The 15526-nt window shown below is 62.9% G+C and carries 16 protein-coding genes; 14 read left to right on the top strand and 2 right to left on the bottom strand.

Translation table 11 applies throughout. The features are described from left to right. Positions 1-67: 67 nt before the first annotated feature. The gene (locus C7G61_RS28575; protein ID WP_108520030.1) at positions 68-1276 is read right to left on the bottom strand and encodes a penicillin-binding protein activator; all 1209 of its coding nucleotides are present in this window, start codon (positions 1274-1276) and stop codon (positions 68-70) included. Between the two features lie 232 nt (positions 1277-1508). Here C7G61_RS28575 and rsmI point away from each other — a divergent pair, with 232 nt between their 5' ends. The 6 genes from rsmI to C7G61_RS44075 all read left to right on the top strand — a co-directional run bounded on the left by rsmI (position 1509) and on the right by C7G61_RS44075 (position 6637). Continuing rightward, positions 1509-2486 carry a 16S rRNA (cytidine(1402)-2'-O)-methyltransferase gene (rsmI, locus tag C7G61_RS28580; RefSeq protein ID WP_108520031.1) on the top strand — a complete coding sequence of 326 codons (978 nt, stop codon included), beginning with the start codon at positions 1509-1511 and terminating at the stop codon, positions 2484-2486. Further along, positions 2473-2886: a YraN family protein gene (locus C7G61_RS28585; RefSeq protein ID WP_108520032.1), complete on the top strand. Its 414-nt coding sequence runs from the start codon at positions 2473-2475 to the stop codon at positions 2884-2886. Before rsmI ends, C7G61_RS28585 begins: the two co-directional genes overlap by 14 nt. A gap of 32 nt (positions 2887-2918) precedes the next feature. Continuing rightward, complete coding sequence (gene gshB, locus C7G61_RS28590) at positions 2919-3860, top strand: glutathione synthase (RefSeq protein WP_108520033.1); 942 nt, start codon at positions 2919-2921, stop codon at positions 3858-3860. Between the two features lie 43 nt (positions 3861-3903). Next, positions 3904-5346 (top strand): hypothetical protein, encoded by a 1443-nt coding sequence (locus C7G61_RS28595; RefSeq protein ID WP_145963701.1) that lies wholly within the window; start codon positions 3904-3906, stop codon positions 5344-5346. 75 nt (positions 5347-5421) lie between these two features. Further along, a complete protein-coding gene (locus tag C7G61_RS47530) occupies positions 5422-5631 on the top strand; it encodes a hypothetical protein (RefSeq protein WP_190242010.1) in 210 nt (69 codons plus the stop codon). Between the two features lie 124 nt (positions 5632-5755). Beyond that, complete coding sequence (locus tag C7G61_RS44075; protein ID WP_145963702.1) at positions 5756-6637, top strand: hypothetical protein; 882 nt, start codon at positions 5756-5758, stop codon at positions 6635-6637. 60 nt (positions 6638-6697) lie between these two features. Here the strand turns inward: C7G61_RS44075 and C7G61_RS28605 are convergent, their stop codons facing one another. Next, the gene (locus C7G61_RS28605; protein WP_108520036.1) at positions 6698-8164 is read right to left on the bottom strand and encodes an AMP nucleosidase; all 1467 of its coding nucleotides are present in this window, start codon (positions 8162-8164) and stop codon (positions 6698-6700) included. Between the two features lie 271 nt (positions 8165-8435). Between C7G61_RS28605 and C7G61_RS28610 the strand changes: the two genes are divergently transcribed. The 8 genes from C7G61_RS28610 to C7G61_RS28645 all read left to right on the top strand — a co-directional run bounded on the left by C7G61_RS28610 (position 8436) and on the right by C7G61_RS28645 (position 15524). After that, positions 8436-9419, top strand: coding sequence for an MBL fold metallo-hydrolase (locus C7G61_RS28610; protein ID WP_108520037.1), 984 nt, complete (start codon positions 8436-8438; stop codon positions 9417-9419). A 254-nt stretch (positions 9420-9673) separates the two neighbouring features. Beyond that, complete coding sequence (locus C7G61_RS28615; RefSeq protein ID WP_108520038.1) at positions 9674-9856, top strand: hypothetical protein; 183 nt, start codon at positions 9674-9676, stop codon at positions 9854-9856. 150 nt (positions 9857-10006) lie between these two features. Next, the gene (locus C7G61_RS28620) at positions 10007-11545 is read left to right on the top strand and encodes a YifB family Mg chelatase-like AAA ATPase (protein WP_108520039.1); all 1539 of its coding nucleotides are present in this window, start codon (positions 10007-10009) and stop codon (positions 11543-11545) included. A gap of 257 nt (positions 11546-11802) precedes the next feature. After that, positions 11803-12006, top strand: a complete 204-nt coding sequence (locus tag C7G61_RS28625; protein WP_108520040.1) for a nitrate reductase — start codon at positions 11803-11805, stop codon at positions 12004-12006. Positions 12007-12013: 7 nt separating this feature from the next. Then, entirely contained in the window at positions 12014-12295 is a 282-nt protein-coding gene (locus C7G61_RS28630) for a 4Fe-4S dicluster domain-containing protein (protein WP_108520041.1), read from the top strand. After that, entirely contained in the window at positions 12292-12555 is a 264-nt protein-coding gene (locus C7G61_RS28635; protein ID WP_108520042.1) for a chaperone NapD, read from the top strand. The genes C7G61_RS28630 and C7G61_RS28635 overlap by 4 nt, the downstream gene beginning before the upstream one ends. Before the next feature lie 3 nt (positions 12556-12558). Next, the gene (gene napA, locus C7G61_RS28640; RefSeq protein WP_108520043.1) at positions 12559-15054 is read left to right on the top strand and encodes a periplasmic nitrate reductase subunit alpha; all 2496 of its coding nucleotides are present in this window, start codon (positions 12559-12561) and stop codon (positions 15052-15054) included. Next, on the top strand, positions 15027-15524 hold the full coding sequence (locus C7G61_RS28645) for a nitrate reductase cytochrome c-type subunit (RefSeq protein ID WP_108520044.1): 498 nt from the start codon (positions 15027-15029) through the stop codon (positions 15522-15524). The genes napA and C7G61_RS28645 overlap by 28 nt, the downstream gene beginning before the upstream one ends. Positions 15525-15526: the final 2 nt, after the last annotated feature.

A 15526-nucleotide genomic window follows, 5' to 3' on the forward strand; every position in this document is an offset into this window, starting at 1 on the left:
CAGGAAGCCGTAGCCCGGATGGAGCGAAGCGCAATCCGGGAAAAGTCATCGGGCCGCGGCGCGAATCCTACGCCCCAAAGCTCTTCGGCGATCCCGCAACCGGCGCGCTGCCGCCGCTGGCGACCTTCATCACGGCAAGGCCGCGCTCATTGCTGCCGTCGGAGCGGAATCGGAACAGGCCGTCGATGCCGGCAAAGCCCGACGGGTTGGTCAGCGTTTCCGGCGCAAAACGCTGGCTGCCCTGCTTCGATAGCGCGGCGACGAGGGCGACCGCGTCATAGGCCAGCGTTGCGGTGCGTACGGGATCGGCGCCGTATTTGGCGCGGTAGCGGCCGGAGAAGGCGCGGAAGCCCGACGGATCCGGCGCGGCATAGAGCCCGCCCTGCAGTGGAGCGCTCGCATAGACGCGCGGATTGTCCCACAGCCCGGTGCCGAGCAACTGGATGTTGCGCAAATTCACACCCGCCGCGATCAAGGCATCCGCCGTCGCCACGACGGATTCGCCGTCGTCGGCGATGAACAGCGCATCCGCCGAGCCGAGCGACTGCGCCACCGTCCGCGCCGCCGCGGAACGGTCCGAGGCGTACTTCTCGAAGGCGACGATACGTCCCTTGCGGCCGACCGCCTGCTTGAAGGCTGCTTCCACCACATTGCCGTAGGCGTTGTCGGGCAAGAGCGCCGCGAAAGATTTCTTTCCGATGCTGGCGGAATAATCGACGATCCGGTTGACGTCGGATTCGGGCAGGAAGCTGAGCAGATAGACGCCGCGTCCGGCGACGCTCGAGTCGGTCGAGAACGCGATCACCGAAACGCCGCGGGCGCGCGTCAGTTGCGCGGTCGCCGGCACCGAGGCCGCAAACAGCGGACCCAGAATGATTTCCGCGCCCTCGCCGAGCGCCTGCTGGGTGACCTGCTGGGCGCCTTGCGGAAGGCCGCCGTCATCCTTGATCAGAAGCTGGATGTTCGGATTCTGGAATTCCGCCAGCGCCATCTCGGCCGCGTTCTTCATCGATTGCGCGGCGACGCCGGCATTGCCGGCGGCCGAGAGCGGCAGGATCAGGCCGACCTTGACCTGCCCGGTGCCGACCGCAAGCGGCTGTTGCTGCGGGCCTGGGGGACCCTCGGGCTGGGACGGGCCGAACGGGTTGGAAATCTGGCTGCCGGAGCAGGCGGCGAGCAGGGGCGCGCCAAGAATAAGGCCGACCGCCGTTCGCCGGGTCGGTCCTGACAGCCGAGCATCCGGGGATCCAGGCTTGGGATTGAGCGGGCCTACCATCTTGTCTCTTCTCTTGACCGACCGCCGTCGGCCAGGATTCCGGCTTTCTGGGCCGAGGCACCTGAACCGCTACTGAACCCACACGCGGGATTCTGTAATATTGTCGAGGATTAGTTAACCAAAACAAAAGGATTACGGCCCCGCCGCGACATTGCACGTGGCGGGGAACTTCCGCCTTGCCTCCCTCCCGTCGGATATGGCGCTGGCACCAAGACCTCTTTAGATTGCCATTATGCGCGCAAAGCCCAGTTCAAACTACGGGTCTGACACCGAACCGGGTTCGGCCAACAGAACATTTTTGATTGGCGGCCATATCCTGAATGCCCCAAAACCGGTTCCCGGCCTCTATCTGGTGGCAACGCCGATCGGCAATCTCGGCGACATTACCTTGCGCGCGTTGGAGACATTGGCCGGCGTCGACATCATCGCCTGCGAGGATACCCGCATCACCCGCCGCCTGACCGAGCGCTATGCGATCTCGGCCGACCTCAAGCCGTATCATGAGCACAACGCGGCGATGGCAAGACCGAAAATCCTGGAAAAGCTGGCGCAGGGCGCCTCGATCGCGCTGGTATCGGATGCCGGCACGCCCTTGATATCGGACCCCGGCTTCAAGCTGGTGCGCGAGGTCTGTGCCGCCGGCCATGCCGTGATCGCAGTGCCGGGCGCGTCCTCGGTGCTGACGGCGCTTGCGGTCGCCGCATTGCCGACCGATCGATTCTTCTTCGAGGGATTTTTGCCCGCCAAGGAGATCGCGCGGCGGACGCGGCTCACGGAGCTTGCCCGGATCGACGCTACGCTCGTGATGTTCGAATCCGGCAACCGCGTGCAGGACACCCTCGCCGATCTTTCTGACATCATGGGCGGGCGCGACGCCGCGATCTGCCGCGAGCTCACCAAACTGCACGAGGAGATCAAGCGTGCGCCGATTGCGGAGTTGGCGAAGGCCGCGGATCAACTGGAAACCCGCGGCGAGTTCGTCCTCGTGGTCGGCCCGCCGCGCGCCGATGAAGGGATCATGACGCAGCACGATCTCGACAACCTTCTGCGATCTTCGCTTTCGCGCGACAGCGTCAAGGACAGCGTGGCGCACGCGGTCGAGCTTTCCGGGCGACCGCGCCGCGAGGTCTATGCCCGCGCGCTGGAGCTTGCCAAGGAAACTGACAAGCAAACTGACAAGGAAACCAGAGGCGGGCATGGCGAAGACTGACGGCACGTCACCGCCGCGCGCTGGGGCAAAGCTCGCCGCCCCCGAGCGGGTCGCGGCCTTCCGCACCGGGCTTTCGGCCGAAAGCCGCGCCGCCGCCTTTCTGATGGCCAAAGGCTACCGCATCCTCGCAAAACGCTTCCGCACCCCCTATGGCGAGATCGACCTGGTGGCGAGGAAGCGCAATCTGGTCGCCTTCATCGAGGTCAAGGCGAGGGCCACCCTCGACGACGCCGCCTACGCGGTGACGCCGCGCCAGCAGGGGCGCATCATTGATGCCGCGCAAGGCTGGCTGATGGCGCATCCCGAGCATGCCGAATTTGAGCTGCGATTTGACGCCATCCTGATTGCGCCGCGGCGCCTGCCACGCCATCTGTTAGCGGCGTTCGACGCCAGCGCTTAGTAAGAACCCCTCCAGAGACCCGGACCCAACCAATGAAACTGAATGTCGCCGTCCAGATGGACCCCATCGCGCGTATCAACATCCGCGGCGATTCGACCTTCGCGCTGCTCCTGGAAGCGCAAAAGCGCGGCCACAGCATTTCCTATTTCACCCCGGACAAGCTTTCACTGCGCGGCGAGGAGCTGGTGGCGCCGGTGCAAAAGCTCACCGTGCGCGACGAACTCGGCGACCATTTTACCCTCGGCGAACCCAAACGCGAGCCGATGACCCATTTCGACGTCATCCTGTTGCGGCAGGAGCCACCGTTCGACATCGCCTACATCACCTCGACGCATTTGCTGGAACGAATCCATCCCAAGACGCTGGTCGTCAACGATCCGGCCAGCGTGCGCAACGCGCCGGAAAAGATGTTCGTGCTGAACTTTCCGCAGCTGATGCCGCCGACGCTGATCTCGCGCGACCTCGACGAAATCAATTCGTTCCGCGACGAGCACGGCGCCGTGGTCATGAAGCCGCTGCACGGCCATGGCGGCGCCGCGGTGTTTCGCGTCATGCCGCAGGACATGAATTTTGGTTCGCTGTTCGACATGTTCTCGGTCACCTTCCGCGAGCCCTGGGTGATCCAGCGCTTCCTGCCCGAGGTGAAGCACGGCGACAAGCGCATCATCCTGGTCGACGGTGAATTCGCCGGCGCCGTCAACCGCGTGCCCGCGCCCGACGACTTGCGCTCCAACATGGTGCGCGGCGGCGCAGCCCAGGCCACCGAACTCTCGGAGCGCGAACGCGAAATCTGCGCAACCCTCGGCCCCGCGCTGCGCGAGCGAGGATTGTTGTTCGTCGGCATCGACGTGATCGACGGCAATCTTACCGAGATCAACGTCACCTGCCCCACCGGCATCCGCGCCATTGCCAAGCTCGGCGGGCCGGACATCGCGGCAAGGATTTGGGATACCATCGAGAAGAAGCGGAGCTAGATTCTCTTGCGCCTTTTCAGGCCGGCATGCGCTCGGACGATCCATGACACCGGACTTTGGCAAGCTTCTATCCGGGGTATTTGACCTCGTTCTAGGGGCTATCACCGAGCCGGGCCCCGCGTCGGAAACGGAAGCCGCTCCCGCAAAGCGGGACTATCGATCGATCGTGAAGCTGATCCACGCGGACGAGCTGCGCGGACTGGCCGCGTTGCCGAGGTATCAGGATTTCGGGGGCATTCGGCTTGACGAATACGAGCGTGAGCACGCCCGGATAGACCAGCTGAAGCGCGATCATCGCGACGCCATCGCGGTGCTTGGGAAGGCGATCGCACTCGATCGCGACGACCTCACTTCATATGAGCGCCTTCCGGTCGCGGTCTCACCGTTCTTCTGGCGCAAGCTGCGCAAGATCGCCCTTCCGGCCCCGAAATACCAGCAGACCGTCATCAGCGCGTCCGCAGGCGAGATCGTTGACGGACAGCTTGTTGCCCGGGCCGGATGGCTGAAAAGGAAGGTTACTGTCGAATATAAATGCCCGATGCGGGTCCGGCATCGTGAAGAGATTGAATCCCTGGAAACGAAAATATCGGAATTCAGCGCTTCGGAGAACCAGGCCATCGACGAGATTGCGACCAGCCGATTTGCGCATCCCGTCCTGTTCATCTCCCACCGGTGGGAAGCCACTGAACACCCCGACCCGGCCGGACGTCAGCTCGAAAGGCTTCGGGCGCTCAAAGACTGCTTCATCATCTATGACTACACATCGTTCCCGCAGAAGCCGATGAGCGAATTGGAGGCCAGCGATCTGGACATCGTCCTGGACGACATGGGTGCGCTTATTCGCAACGTTGTCGTGATGGACCACCCAAACTATGTCACGCGCGGCTGGTGCATCTATGAATATATCGCCGGGTGTTTCGAGGGCTCCATTGTCTGCGACGAGATTGGCGATCCGCGATTCGTGGCGCTGAGGGATTGGACGGCATCAAAAGCGCCCATTTCCCAAAACCTGTTTCGAGACGGCGCCGAGTCACTGATGTCGAATCATCAGGCGCAAAACATCTTCTCGGCCGTGAACGAAATCCTGCCCTCCTTCAAGGCTTCGGAATTTTCCGTCGAACAGGATCGTGCCAAGGTCAAACGGCTGCTTAAATCCCTCCTGAAGCGGAAGCTGCCGGCAAAAGGCGAGTTTATCCAATACTTCGGAGAGGCTTCGCGTTCAGCCTGGACCGACGAAGAGCTTGAGGATGCTTTTGAGCACCAGCTGCAGTGGAAGGAAATGGACGTTATATCGGTTGATCCGATACGGCTGAAGGTCGCTCCCTCTATCTCCGAAGCCGTGAACCGTCGTTACAAAATCGAGAAGGACAAACCCCTTATTCATATTATCTCTGAAATGGGAAATCCCTTGGCGGCGCTGTTTCGCGAAAAGAAAGAGGACCTCGCCGTCTGGGATGCCATCCGGGCAAGGCGAACGGGCAAATGATCTTCTTTTCGAGCATGGCATAGGAGAGATTTTCGCCGAGCAAATAGTAGCCTGAAGCGCAGGTGGGAGACTGAGATGGATGATCGAACCGTGAGTTCCGCGAAGGACTGGTGGCCAACGAAACGCAGTATTTCGATTTCGCCGATCGGTTTGACCCTGCGCCCTCGCGTGCGCATCTTCTCGAGCGAGTTGCATGAATTGCGTGCGCCTGCTGCCGGGAACCGAAGAGAAAAGCCGCCGCGTCGCCGACGCGTGGCCCGCCGGATTCCAGAATGCCACATGTGATCCTGTATTCTTCCGTCATTCGGCCATTCTCTCCATCATACGGCCATTCTTTGGACAAAACTGGAGCGTGGTGGCTGGTCGACCGGCTACCTACGGATGACATTGGACGGAAAGGGAAGCGCCAATGAACTCCACACCTGATCCGACGGAAATTAAACCCCACGATGCCTTGATCGCGGGCGCCGATGAAGGGCTCGCGCACGCCCACGAACAGATCAAGCGTGCGGATGAACAACTCACGCGCCTGACCGAACAGCTTGCAAGAATGGAGCGCGATGACGCGCGTCCACCTTCGGCCAGACTTAGCCCGAACGAATCTGGCCCGCACGGACCTGACCCGCACGGACTTGGCCAACAAGGACCTAGCCCGCAACCACCGCCAAGAAGACCGGCGCTCCTGACGCTCGTCGGCTTGTCCCTGGCGGCGTGCATCACTGTCGCCGCCCTTCTGGCTTTGCTGTTATCCCATGGCGACGGGCCTACGCTGATTGTCGCCCGTTGGGCGCCGCAGCCCGTTTCAACGCCACCATTGCCGCCGGAAAATCTGCCGTCTCCCGCGCAACCCGCGCCATCTACCTTTCAAGTGGCCGCGGCGGAGTCGGCACCAGCGCAAGCACCACCACCACCGCCGCCAGCAACAACCCTGGCTCAGACCGCACCGCAAGGCGACGCGCCGGCAGCACCTGCAGCGCTTCCCGATCAGACGCAGTTGCTGCAAACGATGGCGCGCGACCTCGCGAATCTGCAGCGAAACATCGAACAACTCAAGGCGAACCAGCAGCAGATAGCCAACGACAATTCAAAAGCCATTGTGGAGCTCAAGGCGAGCCAGGAAGAGATAAAACGCGAGCTTGCGAAGGTTTCCGAGCAGAGTCCGGCCAGGACGTCACAGCCGCCGTCACAGGCCCAGCCGCAGCCGGCTCCGACCTTGCGCAAGCCCGAACGGACGCCGCAGGCGAGAACGCGGCCTCGATACCCGAGGGAGTGGATGTACGACGATTGGTAGCCGTCGCCCAGGCGAGCCGCCGTTCAGCAATGACACCAGCAGAAATCCGGGTCCCGCCGCTTACTGGAACGCAACCTCGGCAAAGCTCCTCAGCTTGCGCGAATGCAGCCGTTCCCGTTCCTGGGACTTGAGCTTTTCCAGCGCGCGAAGGCCGATCTCAAGATGCTGGCCGACGCGGTGGCGGTAGAAGTCTCCGGCCATGCCGGCCAATTTGATCTCGCCATGCAGCGGCTTGTCCGATACGCAAAGCAGGGTTCCGTAGGGTACGCGGAAGCGGAACCCATTGGCGGCCACGGCAGCCGATTCCATGTCGAGGGCGATGGCACGCGACTGCGACAGGCGGCGGATGGTCGCGACGTGGTCGCCGAGCTCCCAGTTCCGGTTGTCGACGCTGGCTACCGTACCGGTCCTCATCACCCGTTTGAGCTCAAACCCGCTCAGCCCCGTCACTTCGCCGACGGCCTGCTCGAGCGCGACCTGCATCTCGGCCAGCGCCGGAACCGGTACCCACAGCGGCAATTCCTCATCCAGCACGTGATCCTCGCGGACGTATCCGTGAGCCAGGACGTAATCGCCGAGCTTCTGCGTGTTGCGCAGCCCGGCACAATGGCCGAGCATCAACCAGGCATGGGGCCGAAGCACTGCGACATGGTCGGTGATGTTGCGCGCGTTCGACGGACCGGTGCCAATGTTGATCATGGTGATGCCGCGGGTCGCCTGTTGAACCAGATGAAAAGCCGGCATCTGGGGCATGCGCTCCGGCGCGGGGCCTGGGGTGTCGAAGCCCGCTTTGGCCGTGATGACGTTACCCGGCTCGACGAAGGCATCCGCCGCGGGATCGCCGGCCGCCATGCGCTCGCGGCACATGCGCGCGAAGGCGTCGATGTAGAATTGGTAATTGGTAAAGATCACGAAGTTCTGGAAGTGCTCCGGATCCGTTCCGGTATAGTGGTAGAGCCGGTGCAGTGAATAATCCACACGCGCAGCACGGAACATCGCGAGCGGCTGTCGCGGGCCGGCAGGCAGCGTGCCGTTGACGATCGCGTCGTCAATGGTGGCGAGATCGGGCGTGTCGAACAGATCACGCAGCGGCCGGTCGCGAGTGGCTACACTCGCTGCGATGTTGATGTCGCGTCGATAGGCAAAGTGAACCGGGATCGGTTCGTCTGATTCGCCGATCTCGACCGGCACACCGTGGTTCTGCACGAGAAGCCCGATCTGCTCGGTGAAATACCCGCGAAAAAGATCCGGCCGCGTCACCGACGTCTCGTAGATGCCAGGGCCCGAGACAAAACCATAAGAGAGGCGCGAATCGAGGCGGGCGTGAGTGCCTGTGGTGATCCTGACAAATGGATAGGCGGCACGCACGCGCCCGGCGAGCGGTTCGCCGCGGACATACGCTTCAAAAGCGGCACGCAGGAAGCTGACGTTACGTTCGTAGATTTCGGTGAGACGGTCGACCGCTGCGGCCGCGTCGGTGAAGGCTTCGGTGGCGATCCGCTGTGGCGACAGGATAGTGTCTGGCATCGGCCTGACCTCTTGGGTTGCCGATACATATAATCCCGCCGGGCAACGGAAGGAAATGGCCCACCGACTGGAATGATTTGGGATGCGATTCGTTGTTTCGCGCGCAAGGAAGCGCGACGCAACGTAACGCCGCGCCGTCATCGCATTTTCACATCCCTGTTGTGCCGCCTCCTCCCACTTGCCAATTTCAGGAAGCGGGCGCAGCCTGTAGTCACGGATAAATCTGTCCGGGCACGTACTGCAATTCATAAAAATCAGTGGAGGAAGACGCATGACGACGAATCTTTCGCGACGGTCTTTGCTTGCGCTCGGCGCAGGACTCGGTGTGGGCCTCAGTGCATCGACCATGCTCGGCGGCAGTGCGCTGGCGAAGGCGCCAAAACTCGGCACGCAGACGCCCTACTGGCACCGCTTCATCCTCGGCGACGCCGAAGTTACCGTGGTCTCCGATGGACCGCTGCCGCTCGGCGATCCCTCCGGCACCTTCACCGGCGTGCCGAAGGAGGAAGTGAAGCAGATGCTCGCCGACAACTTCCTCAATCCCGACAATGTCGTGCTGGAGCAGAACTCGCCGATCGTGAACACCGGCGACAAGCTGATTCTGTTCGACACCGGCATGGGTACCTTGAAGGCGTTCGGCCCGACCACCGGCCAGCAGCAGAAGAACATGGCGGCTGCCGGCATCAAGGCGTCCGACATCGACGCCGTGGTGTGCTCGCATGCCCATATCGATCACATTGGCGGCCTCGTCGGCGCCGATGACAAGCCGCTGTTCCCGAACGCGCAGGTCTACATCGCCCAGAGCGATTTCGATTTCTGGACCGATGAAGGCAAGCTCGGCAGTCCAATGAAGGACTTTATCCTCCACGCCCGCAAGAACCTGTTGCCGGTGCGCGACCGCATCGTGTTCATCAAGGACAACCAGGAATTTCTGCCCGGCGTCACCGCGCTCTCGGCCCCCGGCCACACCGTCGGCCACACCATCTTCATGGTGAGCTCAAAGGGCAAATCCTTCTGCTTCCTCGGCGACCTCTCGCACCACGCCGTGCTGCTGTTGGAGAAGCCGCGGATGGAATTCTCCTACGACAGCGATCCGAAGCAGGCGGCAGCCTCGCGCGTTAAAATGCTGGACATGCTCGCCGCCCAGAAGATCCCGGTGATGTCCTATCACTTCGCCTGGCCGGGCTACGGCCACGTTGCCAAGAACGGCGACGGCTTCCGGTATTATCCCGAGCCGATGAACATGCAGCTCTAGAAAGCCGACGTCCCGGGGGCCGGTCGACACGGCCGGCCCCTCCGACCGGCAATGCGCTGCCGGAAGCGTGTGCGCGGCTTGGACGTCTTCGGAGGCTTCTAGCGAAAGGACATGTCCCGGAACAATCGCGGATCGCCGAAATTTGTTTTGCTTGAGCGACAAAGCACCATGAAACTGGTCGCGATCCTGTGAGCGCTGCCCAAATAATGCAGCCCGAATCTCGACAGCTTGGCAGCCGGTATGGAGGCCAGCAAATGACCAAAGACTTCGTAGCTATTGGCGCGGGCATGCTCATTGTGGGATTGGGAATGTGGAGCTTGTGGGGTCACCCGCAGGACGCGAGGCCTGCGGAGACCCAGGAGGCGCGCATTCTCGCCGATGATCCGGCGCTGAAGCTTGCGTCAGAGCAGAACCCGTACATGCGAACGGAGCGCTAGGCTTGGGGCGAGGCGACAGTGCCTCAGCGATCCGGCGGCCGGTCTGTTGGTGCAGGATGCGTGCGCGCGCCTTTGCGCCTATGTTCCCTTAATGTTCTTGACTTTCCCCAAGGTTCCCCGCTACCTTCGATTGTGGAACAAGGGGCAGGCATGGTTGCGCGGGTTTCTACCGTAGCGTTTGAGGGCATCGAGGCGCGGGCGGTCGACGTGCAGGTGCAGGTCGCGCCCGGCTTGCCGGCGTTTGCGATCGTGGGTCTTCCGGACAAGGCGGTGTCGGAGGCGCGGGAACGGGTGCGCTCGGCGCTGATCGCCTCGGGGCTGGCGCTGCCGGCGCGCCGGATCATCGTCAACCTCGCGCCGGCCGACCTGCCGAAGGAAGGCAGCCATTACGATCTGCCGATCGCGCTCGGCCTGATGGCTGCGATCGGCGCGATCCCGCCGGATGCACTCAACGGCTTTACCGTACTCGGCGAGCTCGGGCTCGATGGCTCGATCGCCCCCGTCGCCGGTGTATTGCCGGCCGCGATCGGGGCGAATGCGCGCGAGGAAGGCTTGATCTGTCCGGCGGCGTGCGGCACGGAGGCCGCCTGGGCGAGCCCCGATATCCAGATCATCGCGGCAAAATCGCTCATCCAGATCGCCAACCATTTTAAAGGCACGCAGGTGCTGTCGCGCCCGCAGCCGAAAGTGCACGAGCCGGAGGCGACGCATCTCGATTTGCGCGACATCAAGGGCCAGGAAAGCGCCAAACGCGCGCTGGAGATCGCGGCAGCCGGCGGACATCATCTGCTGATGATCGGCTCGCCCGGCGCCGGCAAATCGATGCTGGCGGCGCGGCTGCCGTCGATCCTGCCGCCGCTGTCGCCATCTGAACTGCTGGAAGTCTCGATGATCGCCTCCGTCGCCGGCGAAATCCGCGACGGCGCGCTGACCGCGCGGCGGCCGTTTCGCGCGCCCCATCATTCCGCCAGCATGGCGGCGCTCACCGGCGGCGGCATGCGCGCCAAGCCCGGCGAGATTTCGCTTTCGCATCAGGGCGTGCTGTTTCTCGACGAATTGCCGGAATTCGACGCGCGCGTGCTGGACTCGCTGCGCCAGCCGCTGGAGAACGGCGAAGTCTCGGTGTCCCGCGCCAATCACCGCGTCACCTACCCTGCGCGCTTCATGCTGGTCGCGGCGATGAACCCCTGCCGCTGCGGCCATGCCTATGAACCCGGCTATTCCTGCAGGCGCGCCCCGGTCGAGCGCTGCACCGCAGATTACCAGATGCGGATCTCCGGTCCGCTGATGGATCGCATCGACCTGCGCATCGAGGTGCCGGCGGTGACCGCCGCCGACCTGATCCTGCCGCCGCCTTCCGAAGGCTCCGCGGAAGTCGCCGCCCGCGTGGCGGCCGCCCGCGACCTCCAGCTCGCGCGCTATGCGGCGGCCGGCCTGCCGCATATCCGCACCAACGCCGAAGCGCCGGCTTCGCTGCTGGAAACGATCGCGCAGCCGGATGCGCAGGGGCAAAAACTTTTGCGCGACGCCGCCGAGACCATGAAGCTCACCGCGCGCGGCTATCACCGCGTGCTGCGCGTCGCCCGCACGCTCGCCGATCTCGACGGCGCGCAAAAGATCGGCCGGCTTCATCTGGCCGAAGCGTTGTCCTATCGCGCACTCGCGGAAGATCTGCGCCGGGCGGCATAAGTGCATCGCACTGTCCCTGCCTGGCGCAAGGGATGTCGAAAGATCATCAAATGATCCAAGCGTTTGTCCTTCTTTGTTTGATCCACATCAATGAAGGATTTCCCGGGCACGACTATGCTGCTCGTGCGCAATGATATTTCCTGCAATGGCGCAGGCGGGGCGCGTTCCCTCCGATTGCAGATGACAGGTTGACTGGTACAGCACGGGAGCGTGCGGCCGGCTCAACAATGTCCCATTCCGAAGTAGCAGGTCGTTGTATGAGCGACACGTCTGGCAGACATGATGCCCCGCCGTTGCATGGGGCTGCTCCTGCGATCGGCCGGCGTGCGGAATTTTTCGTATTCGCCATCATCGTCGCTTTCATCTGGCCGGTGGTCGCCGTCGGCGTGGTCGGCGGGTATGGCTTTCTGATCTGGATGTTCCAGTTGATCCTGGGACCGCCCGGCCCGCCGGGGGGATGAAGCCACCATGAAAGGCCCGGGCCCCTCACGCCGCGCGCTGTTTCGCGGTCAGCTCCTCTCCAGACCAGTCGCCATCATCAACAACGACTGCCTCGCCGAAGCCGGTATCGTCTGCCGCTCCTGCGGCGATGCCTGTCCTGAGTCAGCCATTCGTTTTCGTCCCCGCATTGGATTGCCGCCCCAGGCCATCGTCAACGAAGCCGCCTGCATCGGATGCGGCGAATGTGTCGGCGCATGTCCGGGCGAGGCCATCACGCTGGGTGCCGCGCGCCATGGAGACGCTTCATGACCGCGGAGGCCACCATTCACATTTCGAGCGCGGTCGTCTCCGTGTTGCCGGAACGCCGTGACGAGGTGTTGCGCACGCTCGCCGCACTTCCCGACGTAGAGATACATCAACGCGATGCGTCCAAGATCGTGATCGTGATGGAAGCGACTGAGAGCGGAATTCTCGGCTGCCGTCTCGCCGAGATCGCATCCTGGCAAGGTGTTCTATCAGCCAACATGGTGTTCGAGCAGATCGAGAGCCTGGCCGATATCGGAGACTAGAGCATGTCACTCTCGCGACGCGAATTGTTGAAGGCGCAGGCCGCAGCCGTCGCCGCCGCGGCTGCCGGCATCGCCGTTCCCGCAGCCGCGCAGCCGGTGGCAGGCGGCATCGGATCGCTGGAGATCAAATGGTCGAAGGCGCCTTGTCGCTTTTGCGGCACCGGATGCGGGGTGATGGTCGGCGTCAAGGCCGGCAAGGTCGTCGCCACCCACGGCGATACGCTCGCCGAGGTCAATCGCGGACTGAACTGCATCAAGGGGTATTTCCTCTCCAAGATCATGTACGGCGCCGACCGCCTGACCACGCCGCTGCTGCGCAAGAAGGGCGGCGTCTTCGACAAGAACGGCGAACTGACGCCGGTTTCGTGGGACGAGGCCTTCGACGTGATGGCCGCCCGCGCCAAGGCGGTGCTGAACGAGAAGGGCCCGACGGCGCTCGGCATGCTCGGCTCTGGGCAATGGACCGCCTACGAGGGCTACGCCGCCACCAAGCTGATGCGGGCCGGCTTTCGCTCCAACAATCTCGATCCCAACGCCCGCCACTGCATGGCGTCGGCGGCCTACGCGTTCATGCGCACCTTTGGCATGGACGAGCCGATGGGTTGCTACGACGATTTCGAAGCGGCTGATGCCTTCGTGCTGTGGGGCTCGAACATGGCCGAGATGCATCCGATCCTGTGGACGCGACTTACCGACCGGCGATTGAGCCATCCGCATGTCAAGGTGGCAGTTCTCTCGACGTTCACCAACCGAAGCTCCGATCTCGCCGACATCCCGATCGTGTTCAAACCGGGCACGGATCTGGCGATCCTGAACTACATCGCCAACCACATCATCACGACCGGACGGGTCAACCAGGACTTCGTCAGGAACCACACCACCTTCGTGAAAGGCACGGTCGACATCGGTTACGGTTTGCGCCCGGACCATCCGCTCGAAGTCAAAGCCAAGGGCGCGGCAACGGCCGGCGCCACCGAGCCGATTGACTTTGACGCGTACGCAGCCTTCGTGAAGGATTACACACTCGAGAAGGTATCCGAACTTACAGGCGTCGAACGCGGCTTCCTGCAGGAGCTCGCCGAGCTCTATGCCGATCCGAAGCGCAAGGTGATGTCGCTGTGGACGATGGGCTTCAACCAGCACGTTCGAGGCGTGTGGGCCAATCAGCTCATCTACAATCTGCATCTGCTGACGGGAAAGATTTCCGAGCCCGGCAATTCGCCGTTCTCGCTGACGGGGCAGCCATCCGCCTGCGGCACCGCCCGCGAAGTCGGCACCTTCGCGCATCGTCTGCCTGCCGATATGACCGTCACCAATCCGGAGCACCGCAAGCACACCGAGGAAATCTGGCGCGTCCCGCACGGCATCATTCCGGACAAGCCGGGTTACCACGCGGTCGAACATGACCGGATGCTTCGCGACGGCAAGCTGAATTTCTACTGGATCCAGGTCAACAACAACCTGCAGGCCGCGCCGAACAGTTCGCGCGAGACCTATCCGGGTTACCGGAATCCGGAAAACTTCATCGTCGTCTCCGACGCCTATCCTACCGTCACCGCGATGGCCGCCGATCTCGTTCTTCCCGCGGCGATGTGGGTCGAAAAGGAAGGCATGTATGGCAACGCGGAGCGACGCACCCATGTGTGGCGGCAGCTCGTCGACGCGCCAGGGGAGGCACGCTCCGACCTTTGGCAGATGATGGAATTCTCGAAGCGCTTCACCACCGACGAAGTGTGGCCGGCGCAGCTTCTGGATGCCAACCCCAGCTATAGCGGCAAGACGTTGTTCGACGCGTTGTTCCGGAACGGCAAGGTCGACAAGTACGCAACCACTGAAATCCCCGCCGAGTACGAAAACCAGGAGGCCAAGGCCTTCGGGTTCTACGTGCAAAAGGGTCTGTTCGAGGAATACGCCGAATTCGGCCGCGGTCATGGACACGACCTTGCGCCCTTCGACGCCTATCACGAGGTACGGGGCCTGCGATGGCCCGTCGTCAACGGCAAGGAAACCAAGTGGCGTTATCGGGAAGGCCTGGATCCCTACGTCAAGCCGGGCAAGGGCGTCGACTTCTACGGCAACAAGGACGGGCGCGCCAGGATCATTGCGGTGCCCTATGAGCCGCCGGCGGAATCTCCGGACAAGGAATTCGATATCTGGCTGGTCACCGGTCGCGTGCTCGAACATTGGCACTCGGGGTCCATGACCATGCGCGTGCCGGAACTCTACAAGGCATTTCCCGGCGCCAAGGTTTTCATGCATGCGGAGGATGCGCGCTCCAGAGGCATCAATCAGGGCGCCGAGGTCCGGGTGGTGTCGCGGCGCGGTGAAATCCGAACCCGGGTGGATACAAAAGGACGCAACCGGATGCCGCGCGGCGTCGTCTTCGTTCCGTGGTTCGACGCCAGCCAACTCATCAACAAGGTGACGCTGGACGCAACGGATCCCATTTCCAAGCAGGCGGACTTCAAGAAATGCGCGGTCAAGATCATCCCGGTCTGAAGAGATTTCGAAGTCCCATAGCAGGCGCCCTGCTCGGCGGCCTGCTGGTGTTCGCCTGCGGCGCGATCTACGCGCAAACCGCCCCCCAGATCGTGCCGCGGGTTACCGGCGCCGCAGCGCCTATGGGAGATGTGCGAACGCCGCCCCTGGCGCGACCGATCGTCGATGACAAGCGGCTGATGCGCAATTATCCGGAACAGCCGCCGATCATCCCGCACTCCATCGACAATTATCAACTCACGCTCAAGACCAATCGCTGCCTCGACTGTCACCGCCGACAGTACACTGAGGGCTCGGGTGCGCCGATGATCAGTGTCACGCACTTCATGGACCGCGACGGACAGGTCCTAGCCGACGTCACGCCGCGGCGATACTTCTGCACGGCGTGCCATGTCCAGCAGACTGATGCACGGCCGCTCGTCCCCAACGCGTTCAAGGACATGCTCCTCGTCGGTTCCGAGAAGAAGTGAGA

The sequence above is a fragment of the Bradyrhizobium algeriense genome, assembly GCF_003062295.1.
GTDB lineage: Bacteria > Pseudomonadota > Alphaproteobacteria > Rhizobiales > Xanthobacteraceae > Bradyrhizobium > Bradyrhizobium algeriense.

Excerpts from the sequence above, each read along its gene's own strand:
- C7G61_RS28575 (WP_108520030.1), bottom strand. The coding sequence starts at position 1,276 with ATGGTAGGCCCGCTCAATCCCAAGCCTGGATCCCCGGATGCTCGGCTG.
- rsmI (WP_108520031.1), top strand. The coding sequence starts at position 1,509 with ATGCGCGCAAAGCCCAGTTCAAACTACGGGTCTGACACCGAACCGGGT.
- C7G61_RS28585 (WP_108520032.1), top strand. The coding sequence starts at position 2,473 with ATGGCGAAGACTGACGGCACGTCACCGCCGCGCGCTGGGGCAAAGCTC.
- gshB (WP_108520033.1), top strand. The coding sequence starts at position 2,919 with ATGAAACTGAATGTCGCCGTCCAGATGGACCCCATCGCGCGTATCAAC.
- C7G61_RS28595 (WP_145963701.1), top strand. The coding sequence starts at position 3,904 with ATGACACCGGACTTTGGCAAGCTTCTATCCGGGGTATTTGACCTCGTT.
- C7G61_RS47530 (WP_190242010.1), top strand. The coding sequence starts at position 5,422 with ATGGATGATCGAACCGTGAGTTCCGCGAAGGACTGGTGGCCAACGAAA.
- C7G61_RS44075 (WP_145963702.1), top strand. The coding sequence starts at position 5,756 with ATGAACTCCACACCTGATCCGACGGAAATTAAACCCCACGATGCCTTG.
- C7G61_RS28605 (WP_108520036.1), bottom strand. The coding sequence starts at position 8,164 with ATGCCAGACACTATCCTGTCGCCACAGCGGATCGCCACCGAAGCCTTC.
- C7G61_RS28610 (WP_108520037.1), top strand. The coding sequence starts at position 8,436 with ATGACGACGAATCTTTCGCGACGGTCTTTGCTTGCGCTCGGCGCAGGA.
- C7G61_RS28615 (WP_108520038.1), top strand. The coding sequence starts at position 9,674 with ATGACCAAAGACTTCGTAGCTATTGGCGCGGGCATGCTCATTGTGGGA.
- C7G61_RS28620 (WP_108520039.1), top strand. The coding sequence starts at position 10,007 with ATGGTTGCGCGGGTTTCTACCGTAGCGTTTGAGGGCATCGAGGCGCGG.
- C7G61_RS28625 (WP_108520040.1), top strand. The coding sequence starts at position 11,803 with ATGAGCGACACGTCTGGCAGACATGATGCCCCGCCGTTGCATGGGGCT.
- C7G61_RS28630 (WP_108520041.1), top strand. The coding sequence starts at position 12,014 with ATGAAAGGCCCGGGCCCCTCACGCCGCGCGCTGTTTCGCGGTCAGCTC.
- C7G61_RS28635 (WP_108520042.1), top strand. The coding sequence starts at position 12,292 with ATGACCGCGGAGGCCACCATTCACATTTCGAGCGCGGTCGTCTCCGTG.
- napA (WP_108520043.1), top strand. The coding sequence starts at position 12,559 with ATGTCACTCTCGCGACGCGAATTGTTGAAGGCGCAGGCCGCAGCCGTC.
- C7G61_RS28645 (WP_108520044.1), top strand. The coding sequence starts at position 15,027 with ATGCGCGGTCAAGATCATCCCGGTCTGAAGAGATTTCGAAGTCCCATA.